Origin of the sequence: Acinetobacter sp. BSP-28, from assembly GCF_044130285.1 — a bacterium.
Classification (GTDB): Bacteria; Pseudomonadota; Gammaproteobacteria; order Pseudomonadales; family Moraxellaceae; genus Acinetobacter.
The window spans coordinates 1-21849 of sequence record NZ_JBIQOB010000002.1 but is presented as its reverse complement, the minus strand read 5'-3'; the positions used below and the strand labels follow the sequence as shown (position 1 = coordinate 21849).

Genomic DNA, 21849 nt, shown 5'->3' with positions numbered 1-21849 from the left:
CTACTCACAGCAAATCCACGAGCTGATCGATATCAGTTGCATTGACTTGAGAAGTTAGTGAAATACGTAATCTTGAACTGTGTTTCGGCACAGTCGGCGGACGCACCGGCATGATATAAAAACCGGCCTGTTGCAGCTGCTGGGCTTTTTCTACGGTCATTTGTGACTCGCCAATAATCACCGGAACAATATGTGAGGTCGAAGGACAATCAAAACCTTGATTTTTGACTGCTTGCTGCAATTGCTGACTGACCTGATTTAAATTTTGCCGCTGATCATTTAAGCTTAAAACTTTCTGGAAAATAAAATCGGTCCACGCCATACAAATTGGCGGCTGTGCGGTACTAAAAATCAGTGGACGCATTGAATTAATCAGATATTCACGAATGATCGGGTGACAAATCAGATAGCCACCGACCGATGCCAAGGCTTTGCCAAAAGTCCCGACCAGCAAATCAATATCATCAATGACATCATACTGTTCTGCGCAGCCTAGACCCTGCTCGCCACGTACACCAATGGCATGCGCTTCATCGACATAGAGCATCACTTTAGCAAACTGCTGTTTGATGCGAACCAGTTCAGCCAGATCGGTTTCGTCACCATCCATGCTAAAAATGGATTCCGTCACCACAATAATGCGATCAAATGCCTCATCAGCATGATACTGCTGCAAAAGTTGTGTCAGATGATTTAGGTCATTATGTCGATAACGTACATATTTTGCTGTCGATAAACGGATACCATCAATCATGCTGGCATGAACCAGTTTATCCGCCAAAATTAAAGTCTTACTGTCGCTTAAGGCCGGTAAAATCCCGATATTCATGTGGTAGCCACTGTTAAACAGCAGCGCCGCACGGCCATGAAAAGCCTGACTTAAACTGGCTTCCAGCTGTTCATATTCAGGAAAGTTTCCAGTTAACAGCCTTGAAGAGGATGAACTCATTCTGCGCAGTTCATTCGGGGTTTCGTCAAAAAACTGTTCACGCAAAGTTAAGTCTGCTGCCAGCCCCAAATAATCATTGGATGACAAATTCAGCATCTGATGACCGTGAATGTCGATCATCCGGCCTTTCTGAATATTGGCACTAAACTGACGTAAATTCCCTTGCTGTTTTAAGGTATCCAACTTTATTGCATAATCGTTTAACAGATTGTTATTGAATGCATCATCATTTAACAGGTTCATGCGGACACCTCTTGCATCTGCTCAACTACACTGACCAATTGTTCCAGCAAAGTATTCAACTGCTGTTCGCTAATCACATAAGGCGGCATCACATACACCAATTTTCCAAAAGGACGAATCCAGATACCGCGTTGCACAAACTGTTGTTGCAGGGTTTTCATATCCACATTGAAGTTCAATTCAACTACCCCAATCGCACCAAGTACCCGCACATCCTTGACATAATCCAGCGCTGACAGGGGTTGTAAATGTTGTTGCAACTGTTGCTCGATGCGCTGAATATTGGCTTGCCAGTCCTGAGCCAATAAAACCTCGGTACTTTTCACAGCCACCGCACAGGCCAGCGGATTGGCCATAAAGGTGGGGCCATGCATAAACACCCCCGCCTCGCCTTGACTAATGGTTTCAGCCACGCGCTTGCTGGTGAGGGTCGCTGAAAGCGTCATATAACCACCAGTTAACCCTTTGCCGATGCACATGATATCCGGCTCAACGCCGGCATGTTCCCAAGCAAACAGCTTACCGGTACGGCCAAAACCAGTGGCAATTTCATCAAAAATTAGCAGCACATCATATTGTTCACACAGCAATTTGGCCTGACGTAAATATTCCGGATGATAAAAACGCATCCCACCCGCACCTTGCACAATCGGTTCCAGAATTAAAGCAGCAATGGTGGAATGATGCTGTTTTAACACTTGCTCCAGCTCGGAAATATCGGCTGGATTCCATTCATCATCAAAGCCAATTTGTGGGGCTGCGACAAAGAAACGATTCGGCAGACTGGAACCAAAAATCTGATGCATTCCAGTGACCGGATCGCAAACCGACATAGCATTCCAGGTATCGCCATGGTAGCCGGATCGCGGCGTGACAAAATTGGTTTTCTGACTCTGGTCCTGTGCAGTCCAAAACTGCACAGCCATTTTTAACGCGACTTCTACAGCAACTGAACCCGAGTCCGCATAGAAAATTTTATCCAGACTGGGCGGGGTTATTTTTAATAATAATTTTCCAAGTTCAATCGCAGGATCATGGGTCAGACCACCAAACATGATATGCGACATTTTTTGTAATTGATCCTGAACGGCCTGATTCAGTTCAGGATGGTTATAGCCATGAATGGCACACCACCAGGACGACATGCCATCAATCAGTTGCCGCCCATCTTCCAGTTCGATAATGGCACCATGAGCCTGTTTCACCTTAAAGGTCGGCAATGGATTGGTCATGGACGTATAGGGATGCCAGATATGTGCCAGATCAAATTCCAGATCAGTTAATTCGGTCATCCTTCACTCCATGCAGATGCTTGAAAATCAATTTTTCCTGATCTTAAACCTGCATGAAGTAAAAATAAATTGCGATATAAACCAGTTATCCGTTTGTTTGTTCTATTTTCTTTAAAAATTGGCAGATTTTGCCAGTTATTAGTTCAGCTTCAAATAAAGGAAAGCCATGGGAACCACTGAGCAGCTCTGTCTCCAAAAACTTTGCATTGAATTTTCGAAGATTTCGCTCTACTTTGTAACTAACTAAAAAATCCTGCTTTGCAAAGATATGATACTGACGCCCTGCATAATTTTTTAAGATATCTGCATTATTTAGATGCTCAAGACAATTTAATCCCTCACGAAGGGTTTCTAAATTCTGTGCCTGAATCAAACTTTGCAAGCTGATAAAGTCGGTTTTGGTGGTTTCAGTGCCCTGACATACCATATAGCCAAACTTTTTCAGCGTGGCAATCGCATCCTGCTCAAATGACTGTTTAAACTGCTGGAACGTCGGCTGATCCATTGCAGTAGGCCATATTTCATTTGCCACAAAACAGGGATTGGAACCCAAAGTGATCAATACTTTTTCTAGTTCATATTGCTTTTGTATCTGATCCACCAGAACTGTGGCCAACTGACCACCCAAAGACCAACCGGTAATCACATCAAATTGTCGAGCCAGTTCCACTTTCTGTTGTAAAACCTGTTCATCTAAAGCATTAAAGATGTTGCAAAGTTCAACATCATGTCCTTGTACTGCCAAAGCCTGTTTTAAGGGATCTAGCAGTTTGGTTCCGCCGCCCCAGCCAGTGATGAGTAAAATACGTTGGTTCAATGTAAACTCTAAGAAAACTAAATCATTGAGACAGTATAAAACGTCTCTTTCAATTCACGTAGCTGCATTTCAACATTCGCTCACAATCTGCTATCGAGGTAGGCGACATGAATGTCGCCGTTAGTCAAGGGTGATAGGGATATCCCTTTTGACCAACAGAGGGGTTTTGTTACTTTTGCCCCGTCAAAAGTAAATTACAATCATATGTAATTTTTAAAGGATGCCTATCCAATATTACAGCCTAAAGAAAGCAATCAACTCCGATCAAGATTTTCCAAATCTACCAATAACTGTGCAGGGATCACTTTTGCCCAAGTGTCTTTAAACTGTTATGCGCCTGATCAATTGGAAACTGGCTCTTTCTGCCAATTTCCTGCGCTTTGGCAATATCTTGCGCACGCATATAAGCTAATAAATAATCCGAATCCTCAAGCTGTAGATGGAACCACGATTCCACTTCTATTCCTTCAGCCTACAAGGTTTCAATCGCTTCATCTTTACGTGCATTAATTTCATTTTGCCATTGTTCCACCTGATCCAAAACATCCGGTTTCAACTTAATGAGTACCGCACCAACATCCATAAGCTTCTATTTTTCTTATATTTAAGTGATTTGGACTGTATCATACGAGCGATCAAAATAAATACCGATCATTTCTAATATTCACAACATTGTAATTTTTGCTAAGATCAATACATCTTCTTATCCATTCTAAAAAGTATACGATATGAATGACTCAAAAAAATTAAGCATTATCTTACTTACATTCAGTACTTTGCTCTGCTTAAATACAACAACGCATGCGCATGCTGCAGAAGAGTCTGTTTTCTTAAAATCAGAAAATTCGCAAAAGCAATGGGTCGGTAAACCTGCACCGGACTTTAAACTGCAAGACCAAAACAGCAAATGGCATGAACTGAAACAGTATCAGGGCAAATGGGTAGTACTCTATTTTTATCCCAAAGATAATTCCCCAGGCTGCACCCAGGAAGCCAATCAGTTCAAAAACCTGTATCCTCAATTTATTAAAAATAATGCTGTCGTGTTGGGTGTGAGTCTGGATGATGTCAAATCTCACCAAAAATTTTCAGAAAAACTCGGCTTACCTTTTCCTCTTTTGGCCGATGTTCACCATCAACTGGCGAATCAATTCGGCATTGTACGTAACCTGGGTATTACCCAGATTGCCAAACGGGAAAGCTTTTTGATTGATCCACAAGGCACCATTGTTTATCACTACAGTAGTATCAATACTCAAACCCATGCGGCTCAAGTCTTGGCGGATATTCAGAAATTTTCTAAAAAGAAATAATGATTTTTCAAAAATAAAATCTATTAAATATACAAATTCATCTCATTTTTTCACACCTCGAAATTTTGCTATCGTGCGAGGTGGTATAGATGCCACCGTTGGCTGGAGCTTCATGGACGAAGCTCTCAGCCAACACAGGATTTTTTTACTTTTATCGCTAAAAAGAAAGGCATCGCCTATACAAGCCCAATCAGAATCTCATTGCAATATGCGGTAATACAAATAGTATCAGGCTGCTCAAGTTTGATATTAGCTCATAAAAAAGCCTCTAGACATTCATCCAGAGGCTTTTCACGATGTGTAACTTCATTCACTGCTTCATCCAAAATAAAGCAGTGAAAAACAAATCTTACATTTGCGATTGAATATAGTTTTGCAAACCAATCAATTCAATCAAACGAATCTGTTTTTCTAACCAGTAAGTATGATCTTCTTCCGTATCCGACATTTGCTGACGAAGCATATCACGGGTCACATAATCACCTTTCTCTTCGCACAATTTCACACCTTGTGCCAATTTTTCACGTACATGATATTCGAGCTTTAAATCAGCTTTTAAACAGGTCACCACATCTTCACCGGTTTCGATGTCATCACGGTTCATATTCGGTGTACCTTCCAAAAACAATACACGGCGAATAATGGCATCCGCATGCTGTGCTTCTTCCTGCATTTCATGATCAATACGTTCAAAGATTTTGGTCAGCCCCCAATCTTCATACATACGAGAGTGGATCAGGTATTGGTCGCGAGCAGCCAGTTCGCCACCGATCAACATATTTAAATAATCTACGACTTCTGGATTACCACGCATTTTTATAACTCCCTACCTTTATGGGCTTATTATGGAGAAAATCATCTGGATTTGCAAAATAAAATTTCCGTAAATATATGATTTTTAAACAATTAAAATGAGAAGCACTTACATTTACAGTTTTAGTTGAATAAATTCCCATTTATAAAACAATGTCTTGCACTCAGTACTCAGCTTAGATGAACAAGATCAAAGTACTTTTATAATGTATTGGTTTTTTGTAACTAGATTCAAAATCATTGTGGCATATATTCATTGAACTATATGCGTATCAAATCAGAAACGCTGAGTGCATCGGCATCAGGTTATTATATATAAGCAAAATTGAGCTTGTTCATTGGTATAAGCAGGCCAAATCTTAGTCATGCACCGACAAGCTCACTCATCCTCAGCGAAAATAGGCTTAAGCTGAAGTCCAACGTGCATTTCTCCATGCTTGTTGTTGCTTTAAATCTAAAAAAGTCCAAGCGACAAAACGACTTTCTTTTTGCCCCTGCGTCATTTTAATGGTTTTCACATCCACTGCTCCGCTCTTACGCAACGCATTTAAAAGCACAGGCAATGTTGTTTTCTTGGAAACCAGTGTGCTAAACCAAAGACATTGCTCAGCAAACTGTATGCTCTCTTGTACCATTTGGCAGACAAAGCGTTCTTCACCACCGTCACACCAGAGTTCATTTTTTTGACCACCAAAGTTTAACACCACCTTCGTCCGATCAACCGGCTTGCCAAGTTTTCTTAATTTTTGAGTTGCTGTGGCATTTGCTTCATCTTGCGAGGCATGAAATGGCGGGTTACACATCGTCAAATCAAAATGATCTGTGGGTTTAATCACACCTTTGAAAATATTGCTTGAGTTCTTCTGCAATCGAATCTGAATCCCTTTACGCAAATTTGGATTCGCCTCCACAATGAATTGAGCACTTTTAAAGGATGTAGAATGAATGTCTGAGCCGACAAATTTCCAACCATAGCTACGATGACCAATGATCGGATAAATACAGTTTGCTCCCACCCCAATATCCAACACTTGAACGGCATGCCCTGTTGGAATCTGACCTTTATTATTGGCACTCAACAAGTCAGCCAAAAAGTGGATATAGTCAGCTCTACCCGGAATAGGCGGACAAAGAAAATCTTGAGGAATATCCCAATATTGAATGCCATAAAAATGTTTCAGCAATGCTTTATTGAGCATTTTCACAGCCTGTGGATCAGAAAAATCGACTGAAAGATCGTTATATTTATTTGGGCTAACAAAAGGTGCAAGTTCCGGACAAGTCTGCATTAACTGAGGAAAATCGTAACGACTGCGATGCAGATTTCGTGCATGTAATTGCGATTTTTGTTGCGGAAAAGTTTTCTTTGCTTGCGCCATGTGTATGCCAATAATCAACGGGAGAACAGAATCATCTGATAAGACAGGCTCAATACCTGTCAATAGATCGATATTGTACGTGAATTCAGCTCATCATGACGATCCCAACCCAATCAAGCCATAAAAAAGACATCCGAGGATGTCTTTTTTAATTCATGCTTAAGATCGATTAAGCAGGAAGTTGACCATGCTCTTTCATCAAAGCAATAAACTGTTCTTCGTTGATCACAGCGACACCGAGTTTTTCTGCCTTATCCAGCTTGGAACCGGCTTTCTCACCAGCAACGACACATTTGGTTTTACTCGACACACTGCCGCTGACGCGTGCGCCTAAAGCTTGCAGTAATTGAGTTGCTTCATCACGCCCCATAGAACTTAAAGTTCCCGTCACCACCCAGCTTTCGCCATTGAGTGGTTGGCGCGTTGGTGCAATTGGTGCATCCCAGTGAATACCCGCCGCCAACAGACGATCCAATACTTCTAAGTTATGCGGTGCCTGAAAGAAATCAATAATCCATTCAGCGGTAATATCCCCGACATCCGGCGTTTTCTTCAGTGCTTCAATATCGGCATTTTGTAGTGCTTCAAAGGTCTGGAAGGTATTGGCCAGCATACGTGCCGTGGTTTCTCCCACACCACGAATCCCTAAAGCATAAATAAAGGAAGCCAGTGTCGTTTTCTTGCTGTTTTCGATGGCATCAAACAAGTTTTGAACCGACTTTTCCCCCATTTTATCAATGCTTAAGAGTTGTTCACGATGTTCGTGCAAGCAGTAAATATCCGCGACATTTTTAAGCAGGTCGAGATGGAGTAAACATTCCACCCAGCGATCGCCCAAGCCTTCAATATCCATGGCCTTACGTGAAACAAAATGACGAATCGCTTCAATACGCTGTGCTGCACAGTACAACCCACCTGAACAGCGTGCCAGAGCTTCACCTTCAGGCATCACCACAGGTGAATCACATACCGGGCAATTTTCAGGTAAATGCACTTCTACCGCCTCATCAGGGCGGAATTCCAGCCAGACTTTTTCCACTTTCGGAATGACATCACCACTACGGTACACGCTGACGGTATCACCGATACGAACATCCAGCCGGTGAATTTCACCAATATTATGCAGGGTGACATTGGATACGGTCACCCCACCAACAGCCACTGGGTTTAAACGTGCAACAGGCGTTAAAGTCCCGGTACGCCCCACTTGCCAGTCAATATTTTCCACCGTGGTTAATGCAGCCACTGCCGGAAACTTATAGGCGGTTGCCCAACGCGGTTCACGACTTAAGAAACCCAGTTGTTGCTGCTGTTTCAAACTATCGACTTTAATGACCATGCCATCAATTTCTACGTCCAGATCAGGACGCTCTTGATTGATTTGTTCATAAGCCTTTTGCACATCCTGAATATTGTCACAAATAAAATGACGTTCACCCACGGCAAAGCCAAACTGGGTGAGCCACTCCAGACTGGCATACATGGTAGTCTGACCATGATGCGGTTCACACTGTGCAATACCATAAGCATAGAAGGCTAATGGACGGGATGCAGCAATATTGGGATCCAGCTGACGCAGACTGCCGGCCGCTGCATTGCGTGGATTGGCAAAGGTCTTTTCACCTTTGGCTTCATTTTCAGCATTCAGCTTTTCAAAACCGGCTTTAGGAATCAGCACTTCACCACGCACTTCTAAAAATGTGGGAACTTGCGTGTGGGCAGATGAAAGTACTTTCGGTAAGTTACGAATGGTTTTGACATTATGGGTAATGTCTTCACCGGTTTCGCCATCACCACGGGTGACGCCACGAACCAGCACGCCATTTTCATACCACAGGGAAATGGCCAGGCCATCGAACTTTAATTCGACATCGTATTGGATCTTCTGATTGGGTAAACGTTCTTCAATACGGCGGGCAAAGGCGAACAGTTCTTCCTGGTTAAATACATTGCCCAATGACAACATAGGCACGGTATGGGTCACGCTGGCAAATTTTGTCAGTGCTTTGCCGCCTACTCTATTGGTCGGGGTATCCGCCTGTACATATTCGGGGTGTTGCTCTTCTAGAGCCTTGAGCTGATGAAAGAGTTGATCATATTCACTGTCTTCAATTGATGGTTGATCCATCACATAATAAGCATGATTATGCTTGGCTAAAATTTGAATCAATTGACGCATTTGCGCCACGACAGTTGAATGTTCGGTCATATCTACACCATAAAAAAGGGCGGTCTATTTCCGCCCTTCACAAATATTTAATCTACTCGCTATTATAGAAATCGAGTCCGCCAGTTTCAAACTAAACTTCTGTGGTCTGACCTGCACGGTAATCAATCGCTAAATGACGCCATTGTTCACGTAATTGCGGCGTAAATTCCTGATTGTTCTGGTCATACACGGTGCCGTCAATTTCACGGGCAATCAGGCGTGAAATGCTGTCCATAGTATCAAAGGCATTTTGCACATCGCTGTGTGGCAATGCCAGGAAGAAAGCCAAACCTTTCACCTGTTCAGTCGACAATGTTTCCAGATCAAAACCGGCTGCACCTTCGTCAGTAATCTGCAAGACTGAAAATAACAACTTGCTGCCATCTTCACTATAACGGTGGAAACATGCCATTTCACCAAAACGCAGGCCATATTTCAGCAAGACTTTTAAGGTTTTTTCACCCGAAAGCACCCGGCGTTCCGGATAAATATTTAGAGCAATAAACTCGGCTGCGGTAGATAATGCACTGGCTTCATCCACACGTTGCTGCTCATGCAAATGTTCATCCAGAATGCTGCTTTCATCTTCAAAGTCTGAAATTTCAGCTTTTTCGATCGTGCTGTTCAGGTTAAATTCAGCAGCATCTTTATCTTCAACCTGTAGACCTTGCTGTGCTGGCTCTGTGCTGGCTGCCGGTTTTGACTCTTCTACAGCTGTCGCATCAGCTTTTGACTCCGCCTGAGCGGGTGCTTCTGCCTGTTCAACCTGTGCACTTTCAACCTTTTCAGTTTTCGCTTCTGCCTGCTTAGATGCAGGAACCTGTTCAGCAGCCGTTTCAGCTAAAGTCGGTTCAACACGTTCGGCTTGTTCAGCTTCTGTTGCACTTTGTAATTGATCACGAACATGGCGAGGAATTACCGGTTGCTGGCTGTCAGAATTGACATGAAGTTCCGAATCTAATGACGGTGCTGCATCCGCAGGTTTTTTAAACAATAATCTTAAACCGAATAGCATAATAATGATGGCGATAACAATGCCAACAATCGTGGTGACTTCCATACTATGACTCCGCAACTAAACCGTATTCTTTTGCCTGTTCCAAATCGACAGTGACTAATTTTGAGGTGCCCGGTTCTGGCATGGTAACACCTAACAAATCGGTTGCCATCGTCATTGCAACTTTATTATGGGTAATGTAAATGAATTGAACCTGTTCAGAAAGTTCTTTTACCAGGTTACAAAACCGCCCCACGTTTGCATCATCCAAAGGTGCATCTACCTCATCCAGCACACAGAACGGTGCCGGATTTAAACGGAAGATGGCAAACACCAATGCCAATGCTGTTAATGCTTTTTCACCACCGGACAATAACGCCAGAGAACTGTTACGTTTACCCGGTGGACGCGCCATTAGTTTTACACCCGATTGCCAGTCATCTTCAAGGCTTAAACTGGCTTCCCCGCCATTAAATACTTTAGGGAACAGGTCTTGCAGTTCATGATTCACCTGATCAAAGGTGGTCATAAACAACTTGCGGGTTTCCTGATCAATACTTTTCATAGCACCCTGTAATTGATCAACTGTTTTTTCCAGGTCTTCAATTTGATGACTCAGCTCTTCAAAACGCTTGGATACTTCCTCATATTCTTCAGAAGCTGCCAGATTGACCGCACCCAGTTTTTCAAAGCGCTGCTGTGCCTGTTCCAGCTGTTTTTGATGGCTAATGATATCAATTGTTAAACCGTTAATGACGTCACTATTCAATGCAGCCAATTGCTCTGAATAATGTTGAAAGTCCGATTTGGCCACTTGCCAGGCCAGACGCTTCTCTTCGAGCTGACCACGCAATTTTTCATCTTGCTGCTGATGCTGATGACGCTGTTCGGTCAACAGTTGCTGTTTTTCTTGGACACTGTTCAACTCAACTTGCCATTCGTTCCAGGTTTTTTGCAGTTTCTCGGTAATTTTCGCCTGCTCGTTGAATTGCGATTGCAGCGCAGGGAGTTCCAACTGTACCGGATCGACAAACTTTTTCGCCTGCTCCATTTGCACAATAATCTGCTGATATTGTGCTTTTGAGAATGATGCATCTTTTTCCAGCAACTCTATCTGCTGCTGGGTTTGCGTGGTTTGACGACGCAGCAACTCCAGCTCCTGTTGAGCTTGCTGCCAGGTATGCTGGGTATTTTCCAGCTGCTCACTCAGCTCCTCGACCTGAAACTGCATGGTTTTATAGTTGGGTAGATTTTGCTCCAGCTTGAGGTTTAAGGCATGCAGATCGATCTCAAGATCATCTTTTTGCATGGCATCTTCTTCAAGCTGCTCATCCAGCTGTGCCAGTTGATTGGCCAGTTGCTGTTTTTGTAGTTCAAAGGCCTGATGGGCAGTCTGGACTTTGGTGATATTAAGCTCAATTTGCTGGGTAGCCTGAATTTCTTTACGTAGCAGTTGCTGATCGGTTTTCAGTTGTTCATCTACCGTCTGCACCTGAGTTTTCAGTTCTGCGACCTGCACCTGCAACTGGGTGTGCTCTGCCTGTTTATCTACAAGTAACTGCTCAATTTCATCCAGACGGATACGATGACTCAGCGCCCCCTGTCCTGCCTGACTGGCTTCGTCATAGTACAGGCCAATCACCCAGTCTGCACCGACATGATAACCATCCAGACTCAACACCGACTGCCCGGCTTTCAACTGGTTTTGCAGCGTCAATGCATGCTGCAGGTCATTGGCAAGTGCCACGTTTTGCCATAAGGAAGACTGCGGCGATTCAATCCAGCTGGCCAGACTTGCACAACCTGACAACTGAATTGACTCAGCCACTGGTTGTGCAGTCAGCTGGCGTGCAACACTGTCAGCAAAATCACTGGCAGATTCAAGCCAATGTGCCGACAGCCATTTGGCCAGGAACTTCTCAATCAAAGAGGCATGAGGTTTGGCTTCATCATGAAGTGTCAAAACCTGCATCAACTGCGGTTGATCACTCTTAGTTTGTGAATTGACTTTGACCAATAACTGGTTTAAATGCTTTTGTTCCGCCTGTAGAACCTGAATTTCCGCATTCAGCTGATTCAGTGTGCTCTGCTGGCTTTGATACTGGATTTGTAAATCATCTAACTGCAACTGGACATCGATAATACTTTGTTCACGTTGCAACTGCTGGCTCAATGCCTCTTGCTTGGCCTGTATCAGCTGCTCCATAGCATCCAGCTGACTTTGATTTTGAATCTGCGCAGCTTGCTGTTCTAAAGTCTGCTTTTGCTGCTCAATCCGGGCAATATTTTTGGCTAATTGTTCACTTTGCGCCAGCATCTGCATTTTTTGCTGCTGCTGCTTTTCAACTTGAGCTTTGACCAGTGCAAACTGTTGCTGTACTTGTTGCTGTTGTGCTTTCAAATCACCCAGGTTTTGGCTCTGATCTTGTCCCTGACTTTCTTGCTGTTGTAATTGTTCAGTCTGCTGTTCATGCTGAGCTTGCAAAGTTTCAATTTGCAATTCAATCAGTTGCAACCGTTCTTTGGTCTGTAGTTTTTGCTGTTCCAGCTGACTTAAGGTTGTCGTATTTTGCTGGAATAATGACTGCTTCTGCTCCAGCGTCATTTTCAATTCAGCCAGTTTCTTTTCCGCTTGTTGCCACTCATTTTGCAACGGTGTGGATTGCTGAATCAGGCGCTGAAATAACTCGCTAGTGGCAGTCAAATCATGTTCCAAGGTAGTCAATTCGGAACGTACCAGCTTGAAAGTTTCACCCAGGTCGTTCATCTGCAGGGTATATTCTTGCTGCAAACGGCTGCTTTGCTCACACTGAAAAGACAACACTTCAACTTTGATGGTGCGAATCTGGGTTTCCAGTTCTTTATATTGAATGGCCGTTTCCGACTGACGTTTCAGGGTTTTTAGCTGCGACTTCAGTTCGGATGCAATATCTTCAAGACGCGATAAATTCTGTGTAGTGTGATCTAAGTGCAGTAAAGTTTCACGACGGCGTGCCTGATAACGTGAAACACCGGCAGCTTCCTCAATAAACACCCGCATTTCTTCAGGTTTGGCATCGACCAGACGGTTAATCATGCCCTGTTCAATAATCGCGTAGGAACGTGGACCAAGACCTGTACCTAAAAAGATGTCAGTAATGTCACGACGACGGCATTTGGTGCCATTTAAAAAATATTCGGATTTGCCATCGCGGTTGACCTGACGACGCACCGCCAGTTCATTATAGGCATTGTAAGCACCACCGAGCTTGCCATAAGTATTGTCAAAACGCAGTTCAACACTGGCTACCCCAACCGGTTTACGTTTCGCAGTACCGGTAAAAATCACATCCTGCATGCTGCCGCCACGCAGCTGGCGTGCACTGGATTCACCCATCACCCAGCGTATGGCATCAATCACATTCGATTTACCACAACCATTGGGCCCAACCACAGCGGTACGATTGGCCTTGAAATGTAAAGTCGTACTATCGGCAAAAGATTTAAAGCCGGAAAGTTTTAAGCTGCTTAAACGCATAATGTCCTGATCAACGTCGTGAACGTCTTGCCCATGCAAGTTCGATTTGTTTCATCCGTGTTAGCGATTCCAACACAAGGTTGCGCAAGTGTCGACAAAAATCATCCATAAATAAAGTAGCTTGTTGTGATTTTCGGATCAAAACTGCATCAGTCACCAACTTAAACAATTCAAATGATTCTTGCAGTTCGCGATGCGAGATATTTAAGGTTAAAAAATAGCTGCGGCGCAGTGAAGGTAACAGTTCCTGATAGACTTTCATCAAGTAAGGATTACCCACCATTTCATGCTGGCGTGACAAGCCCTGAAAGATTAGATCATAAAATTTTTCGGTATGCCCCTGACGTGTTTCTTCCTGCAATTGTGCCAGTAATGCCTGAATTTTTTCGGCTTCATGGGGACGCCAGGTTTCTGCCATGCGCTGCACAATCTGTCCGCTGAGCAATGCACACATCTCAAACAAGGCACGTACCTGCTGGGCAGACATTTCCGAGACAATCGCACCACGACGGGGGTAAATTTCGATCAATTGGGTACGTTCCAGCAGCAATAATGCTTCACGTACCGAACCACGGCTGACATCCAGTTCAGAGGAAATTCGCAATTCTTGAATGCGCTCACCCTCAACCAGTTCACCGCGAATGATTTGCTCACTAATATGCCTGGCAATTTGCTCGGACAAACTGTCCTTTTCTTGTTCTTGCATACTGTTCCTATCTTGTTTTTATAAGATGCAATCAAAAAAAACTTTTGGATAAATCCTGACTGTTACTTGCTTTTTTACTTGATTTTAACTGCAAAAAATATGACATTGTCAGACAATTTTCAAGTCGTTAAGGCCAATATCAGTTTGTTATTAGCGGATTGAATAAAACCTTCTATCCCCTTCCAATAGCTATTTCTAGACTCACTCCATCATAAGTAATTCATTTAAATTATAAAATAAGATTTATTTTTGATTCATCACATCCCAAAAAATTACAGGATGAGCGATATCAAGGTGCGTATGCAAAAACCATAGCACACCTTTTTACCTATTTTATATTGTTTTTTTAAAATTAAAAAAAGGTCGAAAAACCTTGATAAATAAAATACACACCCACTGTTGCCAACAGACAGGCAAAACATCTTTTCAGCATGGCTGGCGATAACTTATGCGCCACTTTTGCGCCTAATTTCGCAGTCATGAAGCTCATGATGCTAATGCCAATAAAGGCGTAGATATGCACATAGCCAATGCTATGCGGTATTCCAGTTTCAGTATTGGAACCAAACCACATAAAGCCCAAAGCACCGGCAATGGCAATCGGCAAACCACCTGCGGCTGAGGTAGCCACCGCTTTCTGGATCACCACGCCATGACGACTTAAATACGGCACGGTCAGGCTGCCACCACCAATGCCGAATATGGCAGAGGCAACCCCGATGCCCGCACCCGCCAGTATTTGCATGCCCTTGGAGGGTAGATGATGGTTCGGATCAATAGCTTTGCTTGCACCATTAAACATGGTGTAAGCCACCCAAATAGCAAAAAAGCCAATCAATAATTGCAAGCCCTGACCGGACATATAATCCGCAATACCTGCCCCTAAAAATGCCCCCAAAGCCAGTCCTGGTGCTAAATTACGAAATACATCCCACATCACCGCGCCTCTTTTATGATGGGCGCTAATTGAGCTGATGGAGGTGACAATAATGGTGGCTAAAGATGTACCAACCGCCAGATGCATAATGACCGCAGCATCATAATGTAACTGGGTAAATACAATATAAAGAATAGGCACAATAATCAGGCCGCCACCGACGCCAAACAGCCCGGCAGCAAAACCTGCCATTGCACCAATCAATAAATATATGATTAACTCCATTATTCACATTCCACTATTGCTTAGATTTAAATGGATTTAGAGACCAGACAGCTACAAAAAATCCTCGATGATGCCCATCAGCTTCCTGAAGTTTTGCTACTCAAACCCGTCACCACATCGACCAATGATGATGTACGTGAAATTGCACTCAAAGGCGTGCACAGCGTTCTGGTTTGCAGTACCCGGCAGACTCAAGGTCGTGGACAGCGTCAACGACAGTGGGTGTCCCCTGAAGGCAACATCTATTTAAGCACATTGCTGAATACCCGAACAGCCATTGATGGGCGGCTTGCGCTTGAAATTGCATTAAATATCCTGCAAATGCCGAGCTTGAAGGATTTAGATTTGCAAGTGAAATGGCCAAATGACCTGTATAGTCGCCAAGGTAAATGGGGCGGCATTCTGGTTGAACCGATTTCCCCGCATCAGGTCATTGTCGGTGTCGGGATTAACCTTGAGCCTGTTCCCAAGGCACAGATTGACCAGCATGCAACGTCACTGCGTGAATTAGGATTACAGGATATTTCCCGTATTCAGCTGATTGCAGAACTGTATATGTCCATTCAGCAAGCCGGTGCATGGTTCAATCATGACTGCTGTAATCTGGCGGCCCGTTTTAATTATTATGCGGCTTTTAAAAACCAGGCTGTTGAATTTGAAGATCATTCGGGAGTATGTTCAGGGATCTTCCTGGGCATTCAGGATGATGGTTCTGTCACGATTGAAACGCCTGAAGGTTTAAAACAGTTTTATCAAGGGCGTTTACGCCGCCTGAATACCTCTGCGTAGAGAAATGCAATGAAGAATTTATGGCTCGATATCGGCAATACCCGACTTAAATACTGGATTACTGAAAATCATCAGGTGATTGAACAGGGCGCAGAAATGCATCTGCAATCCCCTGCCGACCTGCTCTTAGGTCTGATCCAGCATTTCAAAAGTCTGGATTTGCAACAAGTCGGGGTATCTTCGGTTCAGGACAAAAAGAACAATGAACGCATCCAGAAAATTCTCAAGTTTTTAAATGTTCCGGTGAGCTTTGCCAAAGTGCATGCTGAATATAACGGCTTACGCTGCGCTTATGAAGATACCAGCAAATTTGGTGTCGACCGCTGGTTACAAATGCTGGCAGTGGTCAACAATCCGGAGCAAAAATACTGCGTCATTAGTTGTGGAACCGCTTTAACCATTGATTTAACTGATGGCATGCAGCACTTGGGCGGTTATATCCTGCCGAACCTGTATTTGCAGCGTGATTCCCTGATTCAAAATACCAAAGGCATCAAGATTCCCGATGCTATATTTGATGAACTGACCCCGGGTCGCAATACCATCGATGCCGTTCACCATGGCATTCTGCTCAGTCTGGTCAGTACCATTGAAAAGGTCTTGGAAAAATATCCAGGCAAACTGATTTTAACCGGTGGTGATGCTCCGCTATTTGCAAAATATCTTGCACAGTATCAGCCTGTGATTGAGCCGGACCTGTTGCTGAAAGGCCTACAAAATTATATTTACTCCTTGGCTGAAGCCTGATTTTAACGCATCAGATTTAACGAATCAGATAAGGTTGTATGATCTGCCAGACTTCCGGCAGTTCGGTACAGCCTTCAGAATCAATAAAATGTCCCTGATGCCGGGCTGCAATCATTTCAGCATCTAGACTTTTGGCCTGTTCAATACTAAATTCGGGCCGAACATGATGATCCCCTTCCGAATAAATCACTACCCGATGTTCAATCTGGCGTTTTAACAATTCAAAATCAATCTGTGCCGCATCAATAAACGGATTCACTTCATCCAGACGTCCCAAACGGCCATTAAAACCGGCAATCAAAACCAGCTGCCTGATACGCTGATGAATTAAATGTTTGGATAAATAATCTAATGCCGCGATAGTCCCAAGGCTATGTGCAATCACAATACTGTTTTCATCCAAACGACCTGCCTGCTGTTCGATTTGTGACTGCCATACTGACAGCTGGGGATGCATTGAAGGGTCCAGACGCAAAATATTCAAACTAAAATGCTGTTCAGTAGCCAGCTTTTGGAACCAGGGATACCAGTTTTCGTCCGGACTGGCGGTATAGCCATGGATGACAATCACTTGGGCCATTATTGTTGTTCCATTTCATCAGGATGCTCTAGTGTGCAATACGCTCAGCCTGAATAAAGTGATTCATTCGTTGCACTTTTTATAAAAATAAATTGCCGAATGTGTGCACCTGGCAATTTAACCCATCACTCGCCAAAAGATTGCAAGAGATTCCAGCCAGATTAATGAAGCAGTAAAGGTTTCAGCACATCCCAAACCTGATTAAATTCATCAAAACCATCACTACGCATAAAATGCCCGGCATGGTTCACCTCCTGCATCTGGGCATTAATGAAGTGTCCGAGCAATACAGCTTTGGGCGGTGACACATAAGGATCGTTGCAGGAAAATAGTAAAAATCGTGTCGCAATCTGTTTTTGCAAAATGGCCATATCTAATTTGGCCTGTCGAATAAAACCGTCCAATTCGGGCAATGCGGTGAGTTTGTCTTTAAATCCGGCCACCAGAATCAGCCCTTTAATTTGATTTTGACTAAGGGCCTGTGTGAGAAAATGTAAACTCGCAAGACAGCCTAGACTATGCGCCACAATAATGCTGTCTTGATCTAATTTTGGTATTTGCAGCGCTAAGGCTTGTTGCCAGCTTTGAAAATTCGGTGCGTTCGGATCGGGTAAGATTAGTCGCCTTGCCAGATGACCTGAATGCTGAACCTGTTGGCTGAGCCATGGAAACCAATGATCATTGGGAGAAGCCTGATCACCATGCACAATATAAACCTGCTTTTTTAATTGTGACATATCTGTTCTTCTTATTATAAATTGTAGAATGAGTCATATTTATTCAATTATGATATGCCGATGAGAAGCAAAAAATCCAGCCTATTCATCACAAAATAAACTGGATTGTTTCAAAGTGTTTTTAGGATAGGAAAAATGCAATAAAAAAAGGCGCATTAAGCGCCTTCTTTTAGTTTGGACAAAGTCTATCTTTATTTCTGGTCTTTATTACCAAACAGTGGGCCCATACCACCGCCGCCAAATTGTTTTTGCATATTACCCAATGAACGCATCATTTTTGCCATGCCAGATGGATTGGCAAATTTCTTCATCATTTTCGCCATTTGCGCATGTTGCTTGATCAGCTTATTCACCTCAGCAACATCCATACCGCAACCTGCTGCAATACGTTTTTTACGGCTTGGGTTCATCAGGTCCGGATTACGGCGTTCTTTGATGGTCATCGACTGGATAATCGCTTCCATCTTTTTCACTTGCTTTTCAGGGTTGGCTTGGGCAATTGCATCCTGAATGCCGGCATTGCTCATACCAGGCAACTTGTCCAGGAAGCCCATCATGCCGCCCATTTTGTTCATTTGTTCAAATTGCATCAGCATATCTTCAAAGTTGAAGCTGCCGCCTTTTTGCAATTTTTTCGCCATTTTTTCGGCTTTTTCTTTGTCGATTTTACGTTCAACTTCTTCGACCAAAGAAAGTACGTCACCCATGCCGAGAATACGCTGCGCGATACGCTCAGGATGGAATGGTTCAAGCGCATCAAGTTTTTCACCCATACCCAGGAATTTGATTGGCTTGCCGGTAATCGCACGTACAGAAAGTGCTGCACCACCGCGTGCATCACCATCAGTTTTGGTTAAGATCACACCGGTTAAAGGCAAGGCATCATTAAAGGCTTTCGCTGTATTTGCCGCATCCTGACCAGTCATGGCATCGACCACGAATAGGGTTTCAGTTGGCTTGATGGCAGCGTGGAGTTCTTTAATTTCGTCCATCATTTCGTCATCGACGTGTAGACGACCTGCGGTATCGACAATCAGTACATCAGCAAACTGGATTTTAGCTTGTTCAATGGCACGTTTGGCAATATCAATTGGTTTCTCATCTGCGCTCGATTCAAAGAAAATCGCGCCGACTTCACCTGCTACCGTTTGTAGCTGCTTGATTGCTGCTGGACGATATACGTCGGCAGAAACCATTGCCACTTTTTTCTTTTGACGTTCTTGCAAGAAGCGTGCAAGTTTTGCAGCAGTGGTGGTTTTACCCGCACCTTGCAGACCTGCAAGCAGTACAACTACGGGTGGTTTGGCTGCGAGGTCAAGGCTTTCATTGGCCTCACCCATCATTTTAGTCAATTCGTCATGGACGATTTTTACGAATGCCTGGCCTGGTGATAACTGAGTCATCACTTCCTGACCCAATGCCTCTTCCTTAACTTTCGCGATGAACTCACGAGTTACAGGTAACGCCACATCGGCTTCAAGAAGTGCCATACGTACTTCACGTAACGTATCTTTAATATTGTCTTCGGTTAGCTGCCCTGAGCCAGTAACATTTCTTAAACTCTGCGTGAGTCGTTCTGTTAAGGTATCAAACATTGCAAATTCCGCTTAAAATAGCCGTGAGCAAAAAATTGTTTCTTAAAATAGAAAATTTATGCATAGAATGCTATAGGATACTGTAGTTCGCATCGAATTTATATAAATGAATATTCATCATCCTGAAAAAGGTTTGACATGATTAGCCTGCCCCTGGTTTACACGATCTTAGCATTAATCGCTTATACCTCATCTTTCTGGTATCTGTTTATCCACTTAATGTCAAAACGTGATCCAAACCATTGGTTTATTGGGCTTGTACTGGGTTTAGGGGTAATGTTGCATGGCGCTGTTCTGTATAACGATATGCTGACCCCTTCGGGCATCAATTATGATGTTTTTGTGTTGATGTCATTTACCTCTGGTCTGATGCTACTGCTCAGCCTGCTGTTTAGTACCTTTCGTCCCATTTTGGCACTGAATTTACTGGGTATTCCTGTTGCTGCAATCGGTCTCATTTTAGGTTTTACCTTAAGCAAGACCAATCAGGTCATTGAACAGCACTCTTTGGGTTTAGACATTCATATTATTTTGTCTTTATCAGCCTATGCCGTTCTGCTGATGGCCACCATTCAAGCCGTGATTTTGTGGTTTCAGAACCGTGAATTAAAAAATAAAACCAAAAGACTATGGGTCAATTTATTACCTTCATTCCAGGCCATGGAATCGTTATTATTTGATTTAATCATTACCGGTTTTATCCTGCTGACTTTAGCGCTTGGTTTTGGTTTCTTTACTATTGAAGATTTCTTTGCCCAGCACTTAGCCCATAAAACGACGTTTAGCATTATTTCCTGGTTCGTCTATGGCTCCCTTTTAATTGGTCATTACCAGTTTGGCTGGCGTGGTCAAAAAGCCATTCGCTTTACCTTGATTGGTTTCTTCTTATTGGCCGTAGGTTTTATTGGTTCAAAGTTTGTACTGGAAATGATTTTGGGCAAGTAAGATTCTTTTGTTCAGTTTAGCTAATTAAAAACATGGAACAATGATTAAATAATAAGCATGGAACGCAAAAAATAAAGGAGTTGCTACCCTGCTACCCTACAGATCAGAGTAGCAAGATCTAATAAAATGATTTCTAACACAAGCATTTCGTATAACATGTATTATGCTCAGTTTAGATTTTTTAAAGTAAATATTTGAGTTTCTTATTTAGTAATACTAAGAACAATCCAGCAATTAGGCTTAATACTAAAACGAAAAGGACTCTAGATATTTCAATCGAAAAAAAGCTATGTACTTTCATAAAGAAAGGATGAATCAAAAATATTGCTGTTGAAAATAGTGCTAAATTTTTATTATTTCCCATTATTTTTATATTTTTCACATAAATAAAAATGACTGGGGCTACGATCAATATCGTAAATAAGTGATCTAATGATTCATCTATACTTATAAACCTATAATTCATATAGCTTTCCAAAATAACTAAAAATATTGAGAAAAGTACCATACCCAGAGATATATTTATTTTTAAATCTAAACCTTTCTTTTTAATCAAGAATCCTATAGCTAGCAAAGGAAAGCAATTAAATAGGAAGTTTCTTGATATTGGGTACCAATTTAATAATTTATCTACAATTCCTGTAAATATATGCAAATTTCCAATTTGCTGTAAAAGGTATCCCACTAGGTATAGAAATACAGCTAGTATTAACAAATACTTAGAATCCATATTTCTACAAAAAAATAAAAGGCTACCACCAATTATTACTCCAGATAGATACCATAAAACAAAGTAACCGATTGGAATATTTAGTAGAGTTCCGAATAAATCATTTGAATTAAACCAAAAAGGTATGTAAAAAATCATCCATATCACATATAAAATTAGGATACGAAAGAACCAGCTTTTAAATTTTTCAAATGTTGTTATTTGTGTGAAATAATAGATCTCTTTCATAAATCAAAAAATGACCACCTTTTTGATTGATATTTTCACTCTAATTTTCTTAGCATTCGTGCATAATCTGCGGATGAAATACATCAATTCAAAGAAGCTTT

At 42.6% G+C, this 21849-nt stretch carries 18 protein-coding genes and 1 pseudogene; 4 read left to right on the top strand and 15 right to left on the bottom strand.

The features are described 5' to 3' along the window. Window positions 1-4 precede the first annotated feature (4 nt). From ACE01R_RS01440 to ACE01R_RS01425, 4 genes and pseudogenes are all read right to left on the bottom strand, one after another. Window positions 5-1192 (bottom strand): 8-amino-7-oxononanoate synthase, encoded by a 1188-nt coding sequence (locus ACE01R_RS01440; RefSeq protein ID WP_395544391.1) that lies wholly within the window; start codon window positions 1190-1192, stop codon window positions 5-7. Then, entirely contained in the window at window positions 1189-2484 is a 1296-nt protein-coding gene (gene bioA / locus ACE01R_RS01435) for an adenosylmethionine--8-amino-7-oxononanoate transaminase (RefSeq protein WP_395544390.1), read from the bottom strand. The genes ACE01R_RS01440 and bioA overlap by 4 nt, the downstream gene beginning before the upstream one ends. Window positions 2485-2569: 85 nt before the next feature. Beyond that, the gene (locus tag ACE01R_RS01430) at window positions 2570-3301 is read right to left on the bottom strand and encodes a hydrolase (protein ID WP_395544389.1); all 732 of its coding nucleotides are present in this window, start codon (window positions 3299-3301) and stop codon (window positions 2570-2572) included. A 254-nt stretch (window positions 3302-3555) separates the two neighbouring features. Beyond that, window positions 3556-3884: pseudogene (locus tag ACE01R_RS01425) on the bottom strand (DUF6176 family protein). A 145-nt stretch (window positions 3885-4029) separates the two neighbouring features. Between ACE01R_RS01425 and ACE01R_RS01420 the strand changes: the two are divergent. Then, window positions 4030-4614: a peroxiredoxin gene (locus ACE01R_RS01420; RefSeq protein ID WP_395544388.1), complete on the top strand. Its 585-nt coding sequence runs from the start codon at window positions 4030-4032 to the stop codon at window positions 4612-4614. Window positions 4615-4963: 349 nt separating this feature from the next. Here ACE01R_RS01420 and bfr read toward each other — a convergent pair whose 3' ends face one another. The 7 genes from bfr to ACE01R_RS01385 all read right to left on the bottom strand — a co-directional run bounded on the left by bfr (window position 4964) and on the right by ACE01R_RS01385 (window position 15397). Next, the gene (gene bfr / locus ACE01R_RS01415; RefSeq protein WP_395544385.1) at window positions 4964-5428 is read right to left on the bottom strand and encodes a bacterioferritin; all 465 of its coding nucleotides are present in this window, start codon (window positions 5426-5428) and stop codon (window positions 4964-4966) included. A gap of 403 nt (window positions 5429-5831) precedes the next feature. Beyond that, complete coding sequence (gene rlmF, locus ACE01R_RS01410) at window positions 5832-6806, bottom strand: 23S rRNA (adenine(1618)-N(6))-methyltransferase RlmF (protein ID WP_395544376.1); 975 nt, start codon at window positions 6804-6806, stop codon at window positions 5832-5834. Between the two features lie 169 nt (window positions 6807-6975). Continuing rightward, window positions 6976-9015, bottom strand: a complete 2040-nt coding sequence (gene ligA, locus ACE01R_RS01405) for an NAD-dependent DNA ligase LigA (RefSeq protein ID WP_395544369.1) — start codon at window positions 9013-9015, stop codon at window positions 6976-6978. Between the two features lie 91 nt (window positions 9016-9106). After that, complete coding sequence (locus tag ACE01R_RS01400) at window positions 9107-10075, bottom strand: cell division protein ZipA C-terminal FtsZ-binding domain-containing protein (RefSeq protein WP_395544364.1); 969 nt, start codon at window positions 10073-10075, stop codon at window positions 9107-9109. Between the two features lies 1 nt (window position 10076). After that, a complete protein-coding gene (smc, locus tag ACE01R_RS01395) occupies window positions 10077-13529 on the bottom strand; it encodes a chromosome segregation protein SMC (RefSeq protein WP_395545202.1) in 3453 nt (1150 codons plus the stop codon). Between the two features lie 10 nt (window positions 13530-13539). Next, on the bottom strand, window positions 13540-14235 hold the full coding sequence (locus ACE01R_RS01390) for a GntR family transcriptional regulator (protein WP_395544361.1): 696 nt from the start codon (window positions 14233-14235) through the stop codon (window positions 13540-13542). 352 nt (window positions 14236-14587) lie between these two features. Further along, window positions 14588-15397: a sulfite exporter TauE/SafE family protein gene (locus tag ACE01R_RS01385; protein ID WP_395544360.1), complete on the bottom strand. Its 810-nt coding sequence runs from the start codon at window positions 15395-15397 to the stop codon at window positions 14588-14590. A 30-nt stretch (window positions 15398-15427) separates the two neighbouring features. Between ACE01R_RS01385 and ACE01R_RS01380 the strand changes: the two genes are divergently transcribed. Then, window positions 15428-16186 carry a biotin--[acetyl-CoA-carboxylase] ligase gene (locus tag ACE01R_RS01380; protein ID WP_395544359.1) on the top strand — a complete coding sequence of 253 codons (759 nt, stop codon included), beginning with the start codon at window positions 15428-15430 and terminating at the stop codon, window positions 16184-16186. Window positions 16187-16195: 9 nt separating this feature from the next. Beyond that, window positions 16196-16933 (top strand): type III pantothenate kinase, encoded by a 738-nt coding sequence (locus tag ACE01R_RS01375; RefSeq protein WP_395544358.1) that lies wholly within the window; start codon window positions 16196-16198, stop codon window positions 16931-16933. A gap of 16 nt (window positions 16934-16949) precedes the next feature. Here ACE01R_RS01375 and ACE01R_RS01370 read toward each other — a convergent pair whose 3' ends face one another. The 3 genes from ACE01R_RS01370 to ffh form a co-directional block, all read right to left on the bottom strand. Then, on the bottom strand, window positions 16950-17513 hold the full coding sequence (locus ACE01R_RS01370; RefSeq protein ID WP_395544357.1) for an RBBP9/YdeN family alpha/beta hydrolase: 564 nt from the start codon (window positions 17511-17513) through the stop codon (window positions 16950-16952). 161 nt (window positions 17514-17674) lie between these two features. Continuing rightward, window positions 17675-18250, bottom strand: a complete 576-nt coding sequence (locus ACE01R_RS01365; RefSeq protein ID WP_395544356.1) for an RBBP9/YdeN family alpha/beta hydrolase — start codon at window positions 18248-18250, stop codon at window positions 17675-17677. 191 nt (window positions 18251-18441) lie between these two features. Then, entirely contained in the window at window positions 18442-19845 is a 1404-nt protein-coding gene (gene ffh, locus ACE01R_RS01360) for a signal recognition particle protein (protein WP_395544354.1), read from the bottom strand. 138 nt (window positions 19846-19983) lie between these two features. Here ffh and ACE01R_RS01355 point away from each other — a divergent pair, with 138 nt between their 5' ends. Beyond that, complete coding sequence (locus ACE01R_RS01355; RefSeq protein WP_395544353.1) at window positions 19984-20790, top strand: inner membrane protein YpjD; 807 nt, start codon at window positions 19984-19986, stop codon at window positions 20788-20790. A 181-nt stretch (window positions 20791-20971) separates the two neighbouring features. On the opposite strand, the gene ACE01R_RS01350 is transcribed toward ACE01R_RS01355, so the two are convergent. Continuing rightward, window positions 20972-21748: a hypothetical protein gene (locus tag ACE01R_RS01350; RefSeq protein ID WP_395544352.1), complete on the bottom strand. Its 777-nt coding sequence runs from the start codon at window positions 21746-21748 to the stop codon at window positions 20972-20974. Window positions 21749-21849: the final 101 nt, after the last annotated feature.